We start from the raw sequence: 16,647 nt of genomic DNA on the forward strand, positions 1-16,647 counted from the left end.
GGGGCGTGACCTCACACCGTCTTTATCCTTGGAAATATCGCGCAGCCTGCCTAGCGTGGCGGTATGAACGCGCACAGCAAGCTCAAACCCAACCTCGCCTGCGCCGCGCGTCACGGAGCCCGCTGCATGAAACGCTTGTTGCCCCTTCTTCTCCTCTCCGCCTGCATGACAGAGCCGCAATCACCACAGACTGGCGAGGTCAGCTGGGAGGAGGCCCGCGCCCTCTTCAAGGCCTGCAAGGTGGAATACGCCTATCAGGACCATCAGCGTAACGTTCTCCTCACACTCTTCGACGGCAGCACCGTCACAACCGTGGAACCGGGCCTTGACGATATTTTTCACACCGATGCGCTCGCGCCCGGTTGCCCGGAAATCGCAATCATCACAGAATGACGCCATGAAAATCGCGATGTGGTCCGGACCGCGAAACCTCTCGACGGCGATGATGTATGCGTTCGCCGCCCGTGGCGACTGCGCCGCATGGGACGAACCCTTCTACGCAGCCTACCTTTCGGCCACGGGAATCGATCACCCGATGAAGGCCGCGATCCTCGCTGAAAACGTCACTAACCCCGCGGAAGTCGCGGCCAGATGTGCCGGTCCCAACCCCGAGGGCAAGGCCCACTTCTACCAGAAGCACATGGCGCTCCACATGATCGACGGCATGCCACTGGATTGGGCAGATGGCTGCGTCAACGTTCATCTCATCCGCCACCCGGCCCGCGTTGTTGCGAGCTATGCTGCAAAGCGTGAGCATCCGACGCTCGCCGATATCGGCTATGCCCAACACGCAGAGCTCTTCGCCCGATTTCCCGGCCCGGTCATCGATGCAACCGATATCCGAGCCAATCCTGAAGCGATGCTTCAAACGCTATGTGCCGAGATAGGACTGGCCTTTACGCCTGGCATGCTCGCCTGGCCAGCCGGCCCCAAGCCTTTCGACGGCACTTGGGCGCCCCATTGGTATGCCGCCATTCACCGGTCCACCGGGTTTGCCGGTGCCGAGGGGCCAATGCCTGAACTCGATGGTGACATGGCAGAACTCGCCCGCAGCGCCATGCCGTTCTACGAAGATTTGGCTGCCCGGAAAATTTCTTGAGATTTCTGGGTTCGATCTGAAACTCTCCGGCCCCGACTTCCGTGACATCTCCCAAGGCTGGCGCAAAAGGCGCTGGTCACTTCACACGTTCCGAAAGGGAGAAACATGAAAAACCTCGTACTCAGCACTGCACTCGTTCTCACCGGCACGGCGGCCTTCGCCGCGAGCCATGGGATGGCGCCGATGGTTGAGGCCACCGATCAGACCGTCGAAAATGGCGTGGTGTCTGCCTCCAAGGTCGTCGCGGGCGAAAACGGCTGGCTCGTCGTGCACCGCACCGACGCCGAAATGAAGCCCGGCCCCGTCGTGGGCCACGCGCCGCTGCGGATGGGCGAAAACATGGACGTGGCCGCGATCCTCACCGAAGAGGTGAAGCCCGGCGACATGCTCATGCTGATGGTGCACTCCGAAGCGGGCGGCATGAAGACCGGCATCTTCGAATACACCCTCGGGGCCAAGGAAGATGGCCCGATCAAGCCCGATGGAAACCTGGTGATGACGACCATCACCGCTCAATAAGTCGAGCAGCAGGGCGGCGGCTTCTCCGGGCCGCCGCCCGCATCTTTTCCACACTATCGGCTCGCGCTACCTTCGCCGAAAGGCAGGGAGCCACATGACCGACAAAGAATTCTCGCCCGAGGGCTTCAAGCCCCGCGCGCCCTACAAGCCCTGGGCACCATGGGCTCGGCTCGTGCTTGCCTTCCTCATCATTGGGTTCTGGGTCAAACCGGGGTGCGAAAGGCTTTGCGGCAAGGTCAACCGGATCGACAAGCGCAGCCTTCCGAAGGCTTGGAAAGAGAGTGCCAAGCGATATCAGGGGGCTGTCGGTGCGGCCGTCCCCACGCGCTTTGGCTGCATCTGGCTCGATACGATGGGCGAGGAGATGGCGGGGTACGCGATGTCGGACGTGCTGCACGACCTGCGTGTGGGCGATGAAATCACCCTATGGGTTCGCCCGGACGTGGGCACCATCACCAAGATCCGCAACCACACCCGCCCGCGCAGGTGGTGGAGCTATTAAAGCACCAGCGCGCGTTCCAGGTCTTCCCCGTCGTAGCGTTCCCGCCCCGTCAGTTCGAACCCCAGCTTCTGGTAGAAAGCGGCCGCCGGGTTTTCGTGCATGTGGCTGAGCACAAACCGCTTGGCCCCGCGGTCCCGGGCCCAGTCCACAAGCCAGCCCAGCGCCGCGGCGCCGTATCCCTTGCCCTGCTCCTCGGCGCCGATCAGAAGGCGCCACAAGAACACCCCTTCCGGGTCGTCGCCTTCTTCGAGGCGGTCAGCCTCGCGCCAGTCGAGCATGAGGGCCAAGCCCACGTGGCGGTCGCCGTCCAGTATCGCAAACGGGTAGGCACCGGGCGTATAGGCGGCTTGCGCGAGGCTGATCGCGTTGTTGGAAACGAGGTGATCCTGTTCCGGGGCCACCACGAGCCGGATCAGCGGGTTCACGTCATCCCGCTCCACCAGCCGCAAGCTCACCATTAGCCGATCCGCTTGTTACGCGCGGCGATCAGCTTGAGCCGCAGCGCGTTGAGGTGGATGAAGCCCTGCGCGTCCTTCTGGTCGTAAGCGCCCGCATCCTCTTCGAAGGTCACATGGGCCTCGGAATAGAGCGTGTGGTCAGACTTGCGCGCCACGCACTTCGCCGAACCCTTGTAGAGCTTCAGCGTCACCGTCCCGGTCACATGCTCCTGGCTGTGGTCGATGGCGGCTTGCAGCATCTCGCGCTCGGGGCTGAACCAGAAGCCGTTGTAGATAAGCTCTGCATAGCGCGGCATCAGCTCGTCTTTCAGGTGCATCGCGCCCCGGTCGAGCGTGATGCTCTCGATCCCGCGGTGAGCTTCCAGCAGCAGCGTGCCACCCGGCGTTTCGTAGATCCCGCGCGACTTCATGCCGACGAAGCGGCCTTCCACCAGGTCCAGCCGCCCGCAGCCGTGCTTGCCGCCCAGCTCGTTCAGCTTGGTCAGCACGGTCGCCGGGCTCATCGCCTCGCCGTTCACGCTCACCGCGTCGCCTTTTTCAAAGCCGATTTCCACGAACTCGGGCTTGTCGGGGGCATCTTCGGGGTGAACCGTCCGCTGATACACGTAATCTGGTGCCATTTCGGCCGGATCTTCCAGCACCTTGCCCTCTGAAGAGGTGTGCAGGAGGTTTGCATCAACGCTGAAGGGCGCCTCACCGCGCTTGTCCTTGGCAATCGGAATCTGGTGCTGCTCGGCAAATTCGATCAGCTTGGTCCGGCTGCTCAGGTCCCATTCCCGCCACGGGGCGATCACCTTGATCTCGGGGTTCAGCGCATAGGCGCTCAGCTCAAAGCGCACCTGATCATTGCCTTTGCCGGTCGCCCCATGGGCCACGGCGTCCGCACCCGTTTCGGCGGCAATCTCGACCAGCCGTTTGGAGATCAAGGGGCGGGCAATCGACGTGCCCAGCAGGTAGACGCCCTCATAAACCGCATTGGCCCGGAACATCGGGAAGACGAAATCGCGCACGAACTCTTCGCGCACATCTTCGATGAAGATGTTCTCCGGCTTGATCCCCAGCAGCTCGGCCTTCTTGCGCGCGGGGTCCAGCTCTTCACCCTGGCCAAGGTCGGCTGTGAAGGTGACAACCTCGCAGCCGTATTCCACCTGAAGCCATTTGAGGATGATCGAGGTATCAAGCCCGCCGCTATAGGCGAGGACAACTTTCTTGGGGGCGGTCATGTGCCGGGCGCTCCGTCGTCTTGCGTTCAAGGCGGCGGTCTATGCCCTTTCGGGAGGGAATCCAAGGGGCCGTCAGGAAGCGCGCCCCTGCTCGAAGGCCGCAAGAGAGGCCCGGAAACGCGCTGCAATCGCGGCGGCATCGCTGGCGCCGGCCCCGCCGACACGGGCGCGCACTTCCGCCGACTGACAGAGCTGCGCCACCTCGGAGAACCCCATGTTGAGCGCGGAGCTCTTGAGGAAGTGAAAATCCTCCTCCCAGTTGGAGGAGGCCCCGGTGTCGAACTTGCCGAGAATCCTTTCTGCCTCCTCGAGGAAGATCTCCGTGACCTCCTCGAAGGCCTCATCCCCGACTTCGCCCTTGAGCTCCGATACACGACCCCAGTCAATCATCCCAATTTCCTCTTGTACTCACGAACCACGACGCAGCGACACAATAGGGAACAGATGTTGAGAGAGAATTACTGAGCCACATAAACTTGTGCGCTTCACTCAACCTTAACGGCTGCCTGCCACACCGATCCGGCAGTTGCAGAAGAGTTCGCCGTCCGTGCCAACACGTACAGTTCAACACGCGCCCGCCGGGCGATCCGCGCCCGCTGCCCAGCGCAAGGTTCTGGTGGTGGATGACAGCCGGATGCAGCGCCGTATCCTCTCAGCAATGTTGGTAAAATGGGGGTACGCGGTTTATGAGGCCTCGGGCGGCAAGCAAGCCCTCGAGATCTGCGTTTCCGATCCACCGGACTTCGTCCTGTCTGACTGGATGATGCCCGGGATGAATGGCATCGAGTTCTGCACCATCTTCCGGGCCATCCCGCGCGACAGCTATGGCTACTTCATCCTGCTGACCTCCAAAAGCAGCGTGGAAGAGGTGGCCGCCGGTTTGGATGCCGGGGCCGATGACTACCTCGCCAAACCGATTTCCCCCGATGAGCTGCGCGCGCGCATGGCCGCCGGTGAGCGTATCCTGGGCATCCAGGCCGAACTGGTCGAAAAGAACCGGCTCGTCACCGAGACGCTCGGACAAATATCATCGCTCTACGATTCTCTCGACCGGGATTTGCAAGAAGCACGAAAGCTTCAGCAGTCTCTCATAAAGGAGCGGCACAGAAGTTTCGGCACCTCGCAAGTCTCACTTGTCTTGCGTCCGTCCGGGCACGTTGGCGGCGATCTCGTGGGTTTCTTCTCGATCAACTCCGATCGCGTCGGCCTATTTGCCATCGACGTGTCCGGCCATGGTGTCTCTTCCGCGCTGATGACGGCACGCCTCGCCGGATTCCTCTCACCCACCTCGCCCGACCAGAACGTCGCGATGATGGAAAACGAGCTTGGGCTCTATGATGCCATCTCTCCCGCAGAGCTGGCGACCACGCTCAACCGCCTCGCCTTCTCCGAACTCCAAACAGAGCATTACTTCACCCTCGCCTATGCCGATGTGAACCTGACATCCGGTGCCTTCGTTCTGGCGCAGGCTGGTCACCCGCATCCAATGATCCTGCGCGCCTCTGGAGCCATCGAAGAGGTTGGTGAGGGCGGCATGCCCGTGGGTCTGATAGAAGAAGCCGTATTCGAGCAGGTATCAGGGCGCCTCGACCCCGGCGACAGGCTCTTTCTCATGTCTGATGGGCTCACGGAGGCGATGGACCCGAACGGTGACATGCTGGGGGAAGACGGCCTCGCCGCCCTGCTGCGCCGCAACGCACCCACCCGTGGCCCCGCCTTTCTCGAAGCGCTAACCTGGGATCTGTCCGAATACACCGGCGCACCCGATTTCGCGGATGACGTGTCTGCCGTGCTCTTCGAATATGACAATCCAAAGCTCCCGGGTTAGAGCTGCTGCGCCCTTGCCCGGGCCGCAAAATGGGCATCTCCCTGGTTGCCAAGAAGTGACAGGGCCTCTTCCGCATCAAGCCATACGGCCGAATGGCCCTTCTCCTGGGGCGGCCCCAACCGGCGCACAGGGCGTGCCAGAACGACGGTGCATATTTTCTCTGCCCACAGATCGTATTCAGGCATGTAGGTGAACCGCCGAAAAACTCCCAGACGCCGAAGTGGTGCGATCCGCCAGCCGGTTTCTTCCAGCACTTCCCGGTGCAGTGCCGCCATCGGCTGTTCGCCCGGATCAATTCCGCCGCCAGGCAGTTGAAACTCCGGCTTCGGATCTTCCTGAAACGTCGTCAGCACGCGCCCGCCGAGGGGCAACAGCGCATAGATCCCCGGCCGGCGCAGGTAGCGCTGCCCGGTCCTGACCGCCTCTCCAAATCGTCTTGTCACCCTCTGCCCCTTTGCCTTGCACGCCTCCGCCCTTATATGGCACCGACAATGCAAGCCTCCACCGCCAAGGAAAGCAAATGACCCTCGGTGCACAGATCGCCTGGGACGATACAGTCCTGCCCTTCCAGCTCGACCGCTCTGATATTCGCGGCCGGGTGGCGCGGCTCGACGGCGTCCTCGACGAGATTCTCGCCCAACATGATTACCCCGATCCCATCGAGCAGCTCGTGGCCGAAATGGCCTTGCTGACCGCTATGATCGGCCACACCATCAAACTCCGCTGGAAGCTCTCGCTGCAAGTGCGCGGCGACGGCCCGGCCCGGCTGATCGCAACCGATTACTACGCCCCTGAAACCGAGGGCGGCCCGGCCCGCATCCGCGCCTATGCCAGCTATGATCGGGAGCGCCCGCTCGACGGCAAGCCTTTTGACCTGATCGGCAAGGGCTATTTCGCCGTCCTGATCGACCAGGGTGAGGGCAACACGCCCTACCAGGGCATCACGCCCATCGACGGTGGCTCACTTTCCGCCTGTGCAGAGACGTATTTTGCCCAGTCCGAGCAGCTTCCGACCCGGTTTCACCTGCGCTATGGCCGCTCGCTCGATGCTGATGGAACCGCCGGCACCTGGCGCGCGGGCGGCATGATGTTGCAGCTCATGCCCGAGGCGTCGCCCCTCTTGAAGCCTGCCGAAGGCGAGGAGCCGCGGCTGCTGCAACCCTCCGACATGCTCGATGACGAGAACGAAGAGCACTGGAACCGCGCCAACATCCTTCTCGATACCGTCGAAGAGCTGGAGCTCGTCGGCCCCACCATTCAGCCGACGGATCTGCTTGTGCGGCTGTTCCACGAGGAAGGCCCCCGGGTGTTCGATCCGCAGGCCGTGAGCTTCGGCTGCACCTGCTCGGAAGACAGGGTGCGCGAATCGCTCTCGATCTACTCGGCCAAGGACATCGCCACCATGACCACCGAAGACGGTCGGGTGACTGCCGATTGCCAGTTCTGCGGCGCGCATTACGATCTCGACCCGGCGACGCTCGGGTTCGAGGCGAAAGGCAAGGATGACTGACATCGAAGCGCGGCTCATGGCGGCCCTCGCCGCGCCGGGCCGCCCTTCGTCGGACTATGACCTCAACCCGAGCCACCCCTCCGTGCGGATCAAATCCCGAGATGCGGGTGTGCTTGTGCCGGTTTGGCTTGCGGGTGCAGAGCCGCAGTTGATCCTCACCAAGCGCAGCTCGCGCCTCAAGCACCATCCGGGGCAAATCGCCTTTCCCGGCGGCAAGGTCGACCCGGGCGATGCCGATGCCGTGGATGCCTCTCTGCGGGAAGCCCATGAGGAAATCGGCCTGCCGCGCGAGGCGGTTCGCGTGCTTGGCACCCTTCCGCCGCATGAAACCGTCACCGGCTTCCGCGTCACCCCTGTTCTCGGCCTGATCGACGGTCCATTCAGCCCGGTGCCCGAGGCCGGGGAGGTGGAAGAGGTGTTTACCGTGCCTCTCTCCCACGTGCTCGATCCGGCGCGCTATGCCGTTCAGGGCCGGTTTTGGCAGGGTTACAACCGACGCTACTACACCGTGCCCTACGGCCCCTATTACATCTGGGGCGCCACCGCGCGGATGCTTCGCGCCCTTGCCGACAGGATGGCCACGTGACCCGCCTCTCGGCGACATGGCTCATGGCCCCAGAGCCGCAGGCGCTCTGCGCCGCGCTTGAGGCCGAAGGCCATGCTGCCCTCTTTGTGGGTGGCTGTGTGCGCAACACTCTGCTTGGCGCGCCGGTGTCCGACCTCGACCTGGCAACGGATGCCAAACCCGAAACAGTCACTGTTATTGCCAAAAAGGCTGGATTCCGCGCCATTCCCACCGGCATCGAGCACGGCACCGTCACGGTCCTCGCGGGTGACGAGCCGATCGAGGTCACCACCTTCCGGCGTGACGTGGCAACCGACGGCCGCCGCGCCACTGTGGCGTTCTCCTCGGAGGTCGCCGAAGATGCGGCGCGCCGGGATTTCACCATGAACGCTCTCTATTGCGATGCGCGCGGCGAAGTGGTCGATCCGCTCGGCGGTCTGCCCGATCTCGAGGCCCGCCGCCTCCGTTTCATTGGCGATCCTTCGGCCCGGATTGCCGAGGACTACCTCCGCATTCTCCGCTTCTTCCGCTTCACCGCCTGGTATGCCGACCCGGCCCACGGGATTGACGCGGAAGGGCTCGCAGCCTGTGCCGAAGGGGTAGAAGGGCTCTCGAAGGTGTCCGCCGAACGGATCACCGCCGAACTGATGAAACTGCTCGCCGCCCCCGATCCTGCGCCTGCGGTGGCAGCCATGGCGGCCTCTGGCGTGCTCCATCAGGTTCTGCCCGGAGCCGACGCCCCAGCGCTCGCCCGCTTCATCCATTTCGCGCCCGCGCCCGATGCTGTCGCCCGCCTTGCGGCGCTGGGCGGGCAGCGGGACGGTTTGCGCTGCTCCCGGGCCGAGGAACGCCGCGCTGATCTTTTGCTGACAGCAGCTGCCAGCCTCGCACCGCCCGCAGAGCTTGGGTATCGCCACGGGGCTTCCGATGGCTTCGCCGCAACCGCCCTCCGCGCGGCCCAAACAGAGACTGTTCCACCCGAAAACGCGCCTGCAGAGGCAGAGCGCGGCGCAGCGCAACGCTTCCCGATATCTGCCCATGATCTCACGCCGGACTTTTCCGGCCCGGCCCTTGGCCAAAGGCTGAAGGCCTTGGAGGCGCGGTGGATCGGCTCCGACTTCACCCTGACGCGGGAAGAGTTGCTGGCGCCCTAGTTTCCTTCCCCGCCGCGCGGGCTAAGTTGCCACCGGACGTCCAGGGACCACCGATGCACCGCCTCGCCAGCAAGATACCCAACCTTATTGACGCCTTCCGCCACGCGGACGGGCCGCCGCCACACAGGTTGCTGGCCTTCATGCGCTGGGCGGTTCGTGGCGCCGAGATGCCGCTCGTCGGCGCCGGGGTGCTTTTCACAATCACCGGCACACTCGAGGTGGTAACGGCGCTTCTACTCGGGCACATCATCGACGCGGCACTCGCCGCTGGTCCGGATGCCTTCTTCTCCACTCACCTCTGGCTGATCCTCGGCACACTCGCCTTCTTTCTTCTGATCCGGCCCCTGTGCTTCCTTGCGTCTGCTGCGGCCAACAGCCTGGTAATTCAGCCCAATGTCATGCCGCTCGTCCTCTCACGTCTGCACCGCTGGACCATGGGGCAGGCCGTAGAGTTTTTTGACAACGACTTCGCCGGGCGCATCGCCCAGAAGCAGATGCAAACCGCCCGGGCGATCACAGATGTCGTGTCGGAGATGGCCAATACCGTCTGCTATGCCCTCGCCTCGCTCGTCGGCGCGGCGTTGCTGCTCACGGCGATCGACTGGCGAATCGCCCTGGCGCTCTCCTTCTGGCTGGTTGCTTATTTCTCCCTGATCGCCTGGTACATGCCGCGCATCCGCGTGCGATCGAAGGCGCGCGCCTCGGCCCGCGCGATGGTCACGGGCCAGGTCGTTGATACGATCACCAACATCAAGACGGTGAAACTCTTCGCCCATGCCGACCATGAAGATCGCGCTGCGCTGGGCGCCATGGGCAAGTTTCGGGATGCCGTGATCCACGTGGGCTATCTCGCCACGGGCTTCCGGGGTGCGCTGATGCTCCTCGCGGGCGCCCTCCCCGTGCTGCTCATCGGCGGCACGCTCCTGCTCTGGCAGGCGGGCACCGCCACGGCGGGCGACATTGCCGCAGCCGGCACCATCGCCATCCGCATCGCCCAGATGACCGGCTGGGTCAGCCACACCCTCCTGGGCATCTATGCCAACGTGGGCGAGGTTGAAGACGGCATGCGCACGCTCACACCCCGGCACGCGGTCATTGATGCGCCCAATGCCACCGAACTTCAGGTCAGCGAGGGCGGTATCAGCTTCGAGGATGTGGAGTTCACCTATGGCCGCGAGCGCGATGGGGTTCAGGGTGTGACCCTGCATGTCAAACCCGGCGAACGGCTCGGCATCGTCGGGGCGTCGGGCGCGGGCAAGTCCACCCTCGTGGCCCTCCTGATGCGGCTCTACGATACCGAGAAGGGCCGGATCCTGATCGACGGTCAGGATATTTCCAGCGTCACGCAGGAAAGTCTCCGCAAGGCGATCTCGATGGTCACGCAGGACACGGCGATGTTCAATCGCTCCGCGCGTGACAACCTGAAGTATGGCCTACCCGGCGCGGCGGACGATGAGATGGAAGAGGCCGCGCGCCGCGCCGAGGCGCATGAGTTCGTCACCGGGTTGGAGGACTACAACAACCGCACCGGCTACGATGCGCACCTTGGTGAGCGCGGCGTTCGTCTCTCCGGGGGTCAGCGCCAGCGCGTGGCCCTTGCCCGCGCCATCCTCAAGAACGCGCCGATCCTCGTGCTGGACGAAGCCACATCGGCGCTCGACAGCGAAGTGGAGGCGCAAATTCAGGGCGCACTGGATGAGGTGATGGAAGGAAAGACCGTGCTCGCCATCGCCCACCGCCTCTCAACCATTGCCCGGATGGACAGAATCGTGGTGCTCGACGATGGCCGCATCATCGAAGAAGGCACGCACGATGAACTGGTGGCACTGGGGGGCCGATACGCGGGGTTCTGGCACCGCCAGTCCGGCGGCTTCCTTGACCTGACAGAGGCCGCCGAGTAACGCCTCTCGCATGACCGAGGTTCTGATCGAAAAGCTGAATGTGCGCGGCGAGGGCGTGGCCCCCGGCATTGCTCCCGTGCCCCGCGTTCTTCCCGGTGAAAAAGTCTCTGCTTCAGCAGAAAAGACACAGATCATCGAACCATCCGCGCACCGTGTCTCGCCCCCCTGCCGCCACTTCAAGGCGTGCGGTGCCTGCGCGATGCAGCACGCGTCCGATGCCTTCGTCGCTGAGTGGAAGGCCTCTGTCATCGCCCAGGGCCTCGCCGCCCAGGGGCTTTCAACCACCATCCGGCCCACGCTCACCTCGCCGCCCGCCTCGCGCCGCCGGGCCACGCTCCACGGACGCCGCACCAAGAAGGGTGCGATGGTCGGCTTCATGGCCCGTGCATCCGATGTGCTGGTGGAGGTGCCTGACTGCCAGGTGCTTCACCCACACATCCGCGAGGCCCTGCCCGCGCTTCAGGCCCTCACCCGCGCGACGGCCACCCGCACCAGCGGGGTGGATCTCGCCGTCACCGTCTCGGAACCCGGCCTCGATATCCTCATCACCAACGGACGCCCTGCCGACCGAGCGCTGCTGGCCGATCTGGCCAAGCTGGCGGGCGAACACGCCTTTGCCCGGCTGACCTATGGCGACGAACCCATCGCCACACATGCCCCTCCGACCCAGCGTTTCGGTTCGGCCCGTGTTGTTCCGCCGCCCGGCGCGTTTCTCCAGGCCACGGCAGAGGGCGAAGCGGCGCTCCTCGGCGCGATCAAAGAGTGTGTTGGCCCGGACCAACGCCGGATTGCTGATCTCTTCGCGGGAGGTGGCACCTTTTCCCTGCCCCTGGCTGCCCATGCCGAAGTGGACGCCTACGAGGGCGACGCCGCCCTGACAGACGCGCTCGACGCCGGATGGCGCAACGCCGGCGGCACTCTCCGCCGCACCACGGCTCACAGGCGTGACCTATTTCGCCAGCCCCTGCTGCCCGATGAGCTCGCGGCCTTCGATGCAGTCGTGATCGACCCGCCCCGCGCCGGCGCGGAGGCCCAGCACCGCGCCCTCGCCTCCTCCACGGTGCCGCGCATCGCGGCCGTGTCCTGCAACCCCGTCACCTTCGCGCGCGATGCCCGAATCCTTGCCGAAGGCGGCTATCAGCTCGACTGGGTGCAGCCCGTCGACCAGTTCCGCTGGTCGTCTCACGTGGAGTTGGCCGCCCAATTCACGCGCGTGTGAACCGCCTCGGAGGCGCTTCCCAACTATCGGCTGAATCCCTATAGTGAAAGCCATAAAAACACACAGGCGAACGCTGGGGATACAACGGTGATAAAGCTAACACGGCGCGCCACGCTTCTGGGCGCTGCGGCAGTGGCCCTTGCGGGCTGTTCGGGCAAATTCAAAACCTACAACGGGCCGGAGGTCACACGCATCGTCGTCTACAAGGACCGGCGGCGCATGTATCTCCTGCACCATGACGAGGTGCTGAAAGACTACAAGATCGGCCTTGGCTTCGCCCCGCGCGGTCACAAGCAGTTCGAGGGTGACGGCAAGACACCCGAGGGCTCCTACATCATCGACAGGCGGAACCCGAACTCCGATTTCCACCTCTCGCTCGGCATCTCCTACCCGAACAAGGCTGATGTCGAATACGCCCTGTCACAGGGTAAGAAGCCTGGCGGTGATATCTTCATTCATGGTCGGCGTGAGAGCAAGCGGGACCGGCGCGGAAGCGATTGGACGGCAGGCTGCATCTGGGTCAACAACCGCCAGATCGAGACAATCTACGCCATGGTTCGCGACGGCACCCCGATCGACATTCACCCCTGAACGGAAATGCCCGGCTCTCAGGCCGGGCGCTTCTTCTATCCGCGGTTGTCTGAACGGTCTCAGCTACCGGTGATCAGAGTCCACCAGATCTTGCCGTTCTCTTCCTGGTGCCACGCAATGCCAAGGTTGCGGGCCGCGGGAGAGAGGATCACGTCACGCGTGTCCGGCTGCGCCATCCAGGCCGAAAGGGTCTCTACCTCGGACTCGAAGGTCTCCGAGATGTTCTCACCAAGGAACTGGCCCGCGTAACCGGTGCGCCGCACACGATCCAGCGGGCTGGAGCCGTCGGAGCCAAAGTGCCAAGGACGGTTCTGAACCGACATGTCCCGCGAATGCGTCGCCGCCGCTGCATTAAGCTGCGAATTCAGCTGCAACGGGCTCACTCCGCGCGCCGCGCGCAGCTGATTGACGTTGTCGAGAACCCGATAGGGGATCTCGTTCGCATCCCGGGCGCTAATCCGATAAACGCGCACACCGTCGCCATCAGGACCGGTGGTTACCGCAGGCGAGCAAGCCGTGAGAGCCAGGGCGCTGGCCACAATCAAGGAAATCATCCGTAGCATGATGAAAGGGAACCCCCGTAGTGCGTGTCGGACGTAAGCCTTATCCTCAAGCCTTGGTTTGTGCAATTGCAGGCGGGTCACGTTTGCGGAAATACGGCCTGTTTGATTTGCGACTGCGGCTTTCCCGCCATATAAATAGAAGGTCTCGGGGATCTGCCCCCCGTTTTTCAACCGTTCGAGGCCAGAATGACCGATTATTCTGATAGCAAATTGAACCGTCGCGCCTTCCTTGGTGCCACCGCTGCCGCCGCCGTCTTGCCCGCTGCGCTCCGTGCCGAACAAGTCGATCCGTCCGCGCTTGGCCCGCAAGCCCAAGTGCGCCGTAACATCTCAAGTTTCCGTGCGCTGGATTGGCGGCCCTACTTCAGTTCGACCAGGGGCGGTGCGATCCTTGTCGATATCACCTCGCGGGCGCTGCATTACTGGTCCGCCGATCAATCCGTCTACAAGCTCTACCCCACTTCGGTTCCGATTACCGAAGACCTCACGCGCCGGGGTCGCACAACGGTTGCCCGCAAGGTCGAGGGCCCCACATGGTCGCCCACGCCGGCCATGAAGCGCCGCAACCCCGAGTGGCCCGATTTCGTGCCCGCCGGCCCCGACAACCCGCTCGGCACCCATGCACTCTACCTCGGCTGGACGTATTATCGCATCCACGGCACGCACGACACGCGCAAGATCGGCCGCAAGTCGTCCAACGGTTGCATCGGGCTTTATAACGAGCACATCGCAGAGCTCTTCAGCCTCGTCCGTCCGGGCGCGCAGGTGCTGTTGATCTGAAGCCTGCGAACGACAGAAACAAAAAGGGCGGCTCCATCACGGGCCGCCCTTTTTGTTTCCGGTCCACGCAGACCCTCAGAGCCACCCCGCAAGGTTCTCCTTCACCGCATCCGCCAGCGCCTCGATATGGTCGGGCCGCTCGTTGAGGCAGGGAATGTAGGTAAACTGCTCACCCCCTGCATGGTCGAAGCTCTCGCGGATCTCGCCTTCAATCTCCTCCAGCGTCTCGATGCAATCGGCGCTGAAAGCGGGCGCCACCACGGCGATCTTCTTCACACCCGCCTTCGCCCGTTCGGCCACCTCCTCCACCGTGTAGGGGCGCAGCCAGTCTTCCGGTCCAAACTGGCTCTGGAAAGTTGTGATGATCTTCTCTTCCGGCAGGCCCAGCCGCTCCTTCAGCAGCCGCGTCGTCTTCTGGCACTGGCAGTGGTAGGGGTCGCCTTCCATGAGGTAGCGCTTTGGCATCCCGTGGTAGCTACACACGAGCAGTTCCGCGTCACCCATCCTCTCCTCCACCGAGGCCGCCAGCGCCTCGATGTAGCTGGGCCGGTCGAAATAGGCCGGCACCGTCCGCACCGACGGCTGCCACTTTTCCTTCATCAGCGCCCGGAAGAACTGGTCATTGGCGGTGGCCGTCGTGGCGCCTGCGTACTGAGGGTAAAGTGGGAAGAAGACGATCTTGTCACAGCCCGCTGCCACCATCTCCCGCACCTTCGACTCGGTCGAGGGGTTGCCGTAGCGCATGCAGAAATCGACCATCACCTGCTCGCCGTAATCCTGTGCCAGCCGCGCCCGCAGCGCCTCCGTTTGCGCCATGGTAATCACCATCAGCGGCGACATGTTCTTCGCCTTATCCCAGATCAGCTCATAATTCTTGCCGCTGCTGAAAGGCCGCTTGGTCAGAATGATCCCCTGCAAGATCGGCTGCCATTTCCACGCCGGATAGTCGATTACCCGCTTGTCGCTGAGAAACTCGTTCAGGTAGCGCCGCATGTCCCAGTAGCCGGGGCTGTCCGGTGTGCCGAGGTTTGCAATAAGCACCCCCACCTTGCGGGGCTTCACGGGCGGATGATCGGGGGGCAGATGACTCACAGGCTGTCCTCGCGTTTGGCTTTGGCTAGGGATAGTGCGCCTGCCGCGCGGGTCAATGCGTCACCTCTTCCCACCATCCTCTCTGCGTTCCTCAGTGCCCAGCGCATCGGCCAGGCGCGCGGTAGCAGAGCCGGGGCGCAGCGGTTGCGGTTGGTCTGGCCCAGGGGACCATCCGGTAAGAAAAACAGTCTCGAACACAGCCCGAACACGCCCGTCCAGCCCTGCTGAAGCATCATGCGCCGCCGCCGCCCGCAGCAAGACATCGCGCCGTGTCGGGCGCTTCAACCGGGCCGCCATGGCGTTGCCCTCGCCCATGGCCCGCAAGTCGCGCATCAGCGCCAGGGTATCGGCATAGATCACCTCAAGCGGGAAGGCATCGGCCACAGGCAGGGCGAATCCCGCGCGCTGAAGCAACGCGCCAAGATCGCGGATCTCACCCATCGGCAAGACCCGCGGGCTGAGCCCTCCTGCCACCGCCGCTTCCGCTTCTGCCAGCGCGCTGCGCAACCCGGCCAGCGTCTCCGCGCCAAGCATCGCACCGATGAACAGGCCATCCGGCAGCAGGCCCCGCCGCGCCTGAACAAGCTGCCCGACCGGGTCATTCGCCCAATGCAGCGCCATGCCATGGATCACGAGGTCATGCGCCTCGGGCTCCACATCCAGCAACTCATCGTCCGCGATAACACGGGCCTCGGGGAAGGCCGCGCCCCAGATTTCAGGAAAACCCGTCACCACGCAGGGCGCCGTAAAGGTTCTGTTAACCTCGCTGAGTCTTTCCTTGATCTCGTCGATGGCCTGCTCGTGCAGAAACAGCGCGTCCCGCGTTGCACGGGCACGGTTTCGGGCAAGGGCCTCGCGGTCGGTCAGTTGGGGCGGCTGGGCCATGGGCGGGTTATCAGGGAGGGTGCGCGGCGATGCAACGGCTTCTGCAGGTGATCTACCCCGATCACTGCCTGTCCTGCGGCGAGATCAGCGGGTCCGAAGGCGGGCTCTGCCCGGAGTGCTGGAGCAACACCGCCTTCATCACTGGTCTCGTCTGCGACACATGCGGCGCGCCCCTGCCCGGCGACGACGACCCCGATGAAAGCTCCGCACTGACCTGCGACGATTGCCTGCGCATCGCGCGGCCCTGGAGCCGCGGACGCTCTGCCCTGCTCTACCGCGGCAACGGGCGTCGCATCGTGCTGGCGCTCAAGGGCTCCGACCGGGCCGATCTCGCCCAGGGCGTGGCCCCCTGGCTGGCCCGCGCCGCCGCACCCCTCTACGCGCCCGGCATGCTGATCGCGCCCGTGCCGCTGCACTGGCTTCGGCTGTTCAAGCGGCGCTACAACCAGTCGGCCCTGCTCGCCCGTGCGCTCGCCGGACAGCTCGACGCCTCCCTCTGCCCCGACCTCCTGCAACGCAGCCGCGCCACGCCCCGTCAGGAAGGTCTTGGCGCCGAGGCGCGCTTTGCAAACATGGCCGATGCCATCCGCCCCCACCCCAAGCGCCGCCATCGCATGGCCGGGCGCCAGGTCATGCTTGTCGATGACGTCATGACATCAGGCGCCACCCTCGCAGCCTGCGCCGAGGCCTGCCTCGCATCGGGCGCAGCAGAGGTTCGGGTTGTCACACTGGCGCGAACGGTCAAGGACGCCTAAGTA

20 protein-coding genes are annotated in these 16,647 nt (G+C 64.1%); 13 read left to right on the forward strand and 7 right to left on the reverse strand.

Going from position 1 to position 16,647, the window contains the following annotated elements:
- Window positions 1-126 precede the first annotated feature (126 nt).
- From DYI42_RS01555 to DYI42_RS01570, 4 genes are all read left to right on the forward strand, one after another.
- A complete protein-coding gene (locus DYI42_RS01555; RefSeq protein ID WP_213544153.1) occupies window positions 127-393 on the forward strand; it encodes a hypothetical protein in 267 nt (88 codons plus the stop codon).
- A gap of 4 nt (window positions 394-397) precedes the next feature.
- Entirely contained in the window at window positions 398-1,099 is a 702-nt protein-coding gene (locus tag DYI42_RS01560; RefSeq protein ID WP_213544154.1) for an HAD family hydrolase, read from the forward strand.
- 105 nt (window positions 1,100-1,204) lie between these two features.
- The gene (locus tag DYI42_RS01565; RefSeq protein ID WP_213544155.1) at window positions 1,205-1,618 is read left to right on the forward strand and encodes a DUF7282 domain-containing protein; all 414 of its coding nucleotides are present in this window, start codon (window positions 1,205-1,207) and stop codon (window positions 1,616-1,618) included.
- A gap of 94 nt (window positions 1,619-1,712) precedes the next feature.
- The gene (locus tag DYI42_RS01570) at window positions 1,713-2,120 is read left to right on the forward strand and encodes a hypothetical protein (RefSeq protein WP_213544156.1); all 408 of its coding nucleotides are present in this window, start codon (window positions 1,713-1,715) and stop codon (window positions 2,118-2,120) included.
- Here the strand turns inward: DYI42_RS01570 and DYI42_RS01575 are convergent.
- The 3 genes from DYI42_RS01575 to DYI42_RS01585 all read right to left on the reverse strand — a co-directional run bounded on the left by DYI42_RS01575 (window position 2,117) and on the right by DYI42_RS01585 (window position 4,191).
- Window positions 2,117-2,578 carry a GNAT family N-acetyltransferase gene (locus DYI42_RS01575; RefSeq protein WP_213544157.1) on the reverse strand — a complete coding sequence of 154 codons (462 nt, stop codon included), beginning with the start codon at window positions 2,576-2,578 and terminating at the stop codon, window positions 2,117-2,119. The two genes, DYI42_RS01570 and DYI42_RS01575, sit on opposite strands and share 4 nt — an antisense overlap.
- A complete protein-coding gene (locus tag DYI42_RS01580) occupies window positions 2,578-3,801 on the reverse strand; it encodes an argininosuccinate synthase (RefSeq protein ID WP_213544158.1) in 1,224 nt (407 codons plus the stop codon). The genes DYI42_RS01575 and DYI42_RS01580 overlap by 1 nt, the downstream gene beginning before the upstream one ends.
- Before the next feature lie 72 nt (window positions 3,802-3,873).
- On the reverse strand, window positions 3,874-4,191 hold the full coding sequence (locus tag DYI42_RS01585) for an Hpt domain-containing protein (protein WP_213544159.1): 318 nt from the start codon (window positions 4,189-4,191) through the stop codon (window positions 3,874-3,876).
- A gap of 157 nt (window positions 4,192-4,348) precedes the next feature.
- On the opposite strand from DYI42_RS01585, the gene DYI42_RS01590 reads away from it, so the two are divergent.
- Window positions 4,349-5,629: a PP2C family protein-serine/threonine phosphatase gene (locus DYI42_RS01590; protein WP_342344587.1), complete on the forward strand. Its 1,281-nt coding sequence runs from the start codon at window positions 4,349-4,351 to the stop codon at window positions 5,627-5,629.
- Here DYI42_RS01590 and DYI42_RS01595 read toward each other — a convergent pair.
- A complete protein-coding gene (locus tag DYI42_RS01595) occupies window positions 5,626-6,072 on the reverse strand; it encodes an NUDIX hydrolase (protein WP_213544160.1) in 447 nt (148 codons plus the stop codon). The two genes, DYI42_RS01590 and DYI42_RS01595, sit on opposite strands and share 4 nt — an antisense overlap.
- Before the next feature lie 77 nt (window positions 6,073-6,149).
- On the opposite strand from DYI42_RS01595, the gene hslO reads away from it, so the two are divergent.
- The 6 genes from hslO (at window position 6,150) to DYI42_RS01625 (ending at window position 12,569) form a co-directional block, all read left to right on the forward strand.
- A complete protein-coding gene (gene hslO, locus DYI42_RS01600) occupies window positions 6,150-7,139 on the forward strand; it encodes an Hsp33 family molecular chaperone HslO (RefSeq protein ID WP_213544161.1) in 990 nt (329 codons plus the stop codon).
- Window positions 7,132-7,725, forward strand: a complete 594-nt coding sequence (locus DYI42_RS01605) for a CoA pyrophosphatase (RefSeq protein ID WP_213544162.1) — start codon at window positions 7,132-7,134, stop codon at window positions 7,723-7,725. Before hslO ends, DYI42_RS01605 begins: the two co-directional genes overlap by 8 nt.
- A 23-nt stretch (window positions 7,726-7,748) precedes the next feature.
- Window positions 7,749-8,858: a CCA tRNA nucleotidyltransferase gene (locus DYI42_RS01610; protein WP_213544215.1), complete on the forward strand. Its 1,110-nt coding sequence runs from the start codon at window positions 7,749-7,751 to the stop codon at window positions 8,856-8,858.
- Window positions 8,859-8,911: 53 nt separating this feature from the next.
- The gene (locus tag DYI42_RS01615) at window positions 8,912-10,759 is read left to right on the forward strand and encodes an ABC transporter ATP-binding protein (protein ID WP_213544163.1); all 1,848 of its coding nucleotides are present in this window, start codon (window positions 8,912-8,914) and stop codon (window positions 10,757-10,759) included.
- Between the two features lie 10 nt (window positions 10,760-10,769).
- Window positions 10,770-11,978, forward strand: coding sequence for a class I SAM-dependent RNA methyltransferase (locus DYI42_RS01620; protein ID WP_213544164.1), 1,209 nt, complete (start codon window positions 10,770-10,772; stop codon window positions 11,976-11,978).
- A gap of 90 nt (window positions 11,979-12,068) precedes the next feature.
- Window positions 12,069-12,569: a L,D-transpeptidase family protein gene (locus DYI42_RS01625; protein ID WP_213544216.1), complete on the forward strand. Its 501-nt coding sequence runs from the start codon at window positions 12,069-12,071 to the stop codon at window positions 12,567-12,569.
- Between the two features lie 59 nt (window positions 12,570-12,628).
- Here the strand turns inward: DYI42_RS01625 and DYI42_RS24555 are convergent, their stop codons facing one another.
- Window positions 12,629-13,414: a CAP domain-containing protein gene (locus tag DYI42_RS24555; protein WP_342344588.1), complete on the reverse strand. Its 786-nt coding sequence runs from the start codon at window positions 13,412-13,414 to the stop codon at window positions 12,629-12,631.
- Here DYI42_RS24555 and DYI42_RS01635 point away from each other — a divergent pair.
- Window positions 13,319-13,912: a L,D-transpeptidase gene (locus DYI42_RS01635; RefSeq protein ID WP_213544165.1), complete on the forward strand. Its 594-nt coding sequence runs from the start codon at window positions 13,319-13,321 to the stop codon at window positions 13,910-13,912. The two genes, DYI42_RS24555 and DYI42_RS01635, sit on opposite strands and share 96 nt — an antisense overlap.
- 75 nt (window positions 13,913-13,987) lie before the next feature.
- On the opposite strand, the gene hemH is transcribed toward DYI42_RS01635, so the two are convergent.
- On the reverse strand, window positions 13,988-15,004 hold the full coding sequence (gene hemH / locus DYI42_RS01640; protein ID WP_342344589.1) for a ferrochelatase: 1,017 nt from the start codon (window positions 15,002-15,004) through the stop codon (window positions 13,988-13,990).
- Window positions 15,005-15,064: 60 nt separating this feature from the next.
- Window positions 15,065-15,889: an SAM-dependent methyltransferase gene (locus DYI42_RS01645; RefSeq protein ID WP_213544166.1), complete on the reverse strand. Its 825-nt coding sequence runs from the start codon at window positions 15,887-15,889 to the stop codon at window positions 15,065-15,067.
- Window positions 15,890-15,918: 29 nt separating this feature from the next.
- Here DYI42_RS01645 and DYI42_RS01650 point away from each other — a divergent pair, with 29 nt between their 5' ends.
- Window positions 15,919-16,644 carry a ComF family protein gene (locus DYI42_RS01650; protein ID WP_213544167.1) on the forward strand — a complete coding sequence of 242 codons (726 nt, stop codon included), beginning with the start codon at window positions 15,919-15,921 and terminating at the stop codon, window positions 16,642-16,644.
- The last annotated feature ends 3 nt before the right edge of the window (window positions 16,645-16,647 follow it).

This window comes from Vannielia litorea (assembly GCF_018424695.1).
Taxonomy (GTDB): domain Bacteria; phylum Pseudomonadota; class Alphaproteobacteria; order Rhodobacterales; family Rhodobacteraceae; genus Vannielia; species Vannielia litorea_A.

What these genes read in the sequence shown, in the direction of transcription:
- DYI42_RS01555 (WP_213544153.1), top strand. Translation starts at nt 127, where the DNA reads ATGAAACGCTTGTTGCCCCTTCTTCTCCTCTCCGCCTGCATGACAGAG.
- DYI42_RS01560 (WP_213544154.1), top strand. Translation starts at nt 398, where the DNA reads ATGAAAATCGCGATGTGGTCCGGACCGCGAAACCTCTCGACGGCGATG.
- DYI42_RS01565 (WP_213544155.1), top strand. Translation starts at nt 1,205, where the DNA reads ATGAAAAACCTCGTACTCAGCACTGCACTCGTTCTCACCGGCACGGCG.
- DYI42_RS01570 (WP_213544156.1), top strand. Translation starts at nt 1,713, where the DNA reads ATGACCGACAAAGAATTCTCGCCCGAGGGCTTCAAGCCCCGCGCGCCC.
- DYI42_RS01575 (WP_213544157.1), bottom strand. Translation starts at nt 2,578, where the DNA reads ATGGTGAGCTTGCGGCTGGTGGAGCGGGATGACGTGAACCCGCTGATC.
- DYI42_RS01580 (WP_213544158.1), bottom strand. Translation starts at nt 3,801, where the DNA reads ATGACCGCCCCCAAGAAAGTTGTCCTCGCCTATAGCGGCGGGCTTGAT.
- DYI42_RS01585 (WP_213544159.1), bottom strand. Translation starts at nt 4,191, where the DNA reads ATGATTGACTGGGGTCGTGTATCGGAGCTCAAGGGCGAAGTCGGGGAT.
- hslO (WP_213544161.1), top strand. Translation starts at nt 6,150, where the DNA reads ATGACCCTCGGTGCACAGATCGCCTGGGACGATACAGTCCTGCCCTTC.
- DYI42_RS01605 (WP_213544162.1), top strand. Translation starts at nt 7,132, where the DNA reads ATGACTGACATCGAAGCGCGGCTCATGGCGGCCCTCGCCGCGCCGGGC.
- DYI42_RS01610 (WP_213544215.1), top strand. Translation starts at nt 7,749, where the DNA reads ATGGCCCCAGAGCCGCAGGCGCTCTGCGCCGCGCTTGAGGCCGAAGGC.
- DYI42_RS01615 (WP_213544163.1), top strand. Translation starts at nt 8,912, where the DNA reads ATGCACCGCCTCGCCAGCAAGATACCCAACCTTATTGACGCCTTCCGC.
- DYI42_RS01620 (WP_213544164.1), top strand. Translation starts at nt 10,770, where the DNA reads ATGACCGAGGTTCTGATCGAAAAGCTGAATGTGCGCGGCGAGGGCGTG.
- DYI42_RS01635 (WP_213544165.1), top strand. Translation starts at nt 13,319, where the DNA reads ATGACCGATTATTCTGATAGCAAATTGAACCGTCGCGCCTTCCTTGGT.
- DYI42_RS01645 (WP_213544166.1), bottom strand. Translation starts at nt 15,889, where the DNA reads ATGGCCCAGCCGCCCCAACTGACCGACCGCGAGGCCCTTGCCCGAAAC.
- DYI42_RS01650 (WP_213544167.1), top strand. Translation starts at nt 15,919, where the DNA reads ATGCAACGGCTTCTGCAGGTGATCTACCCCGATCACTGCCTGTCCTGC.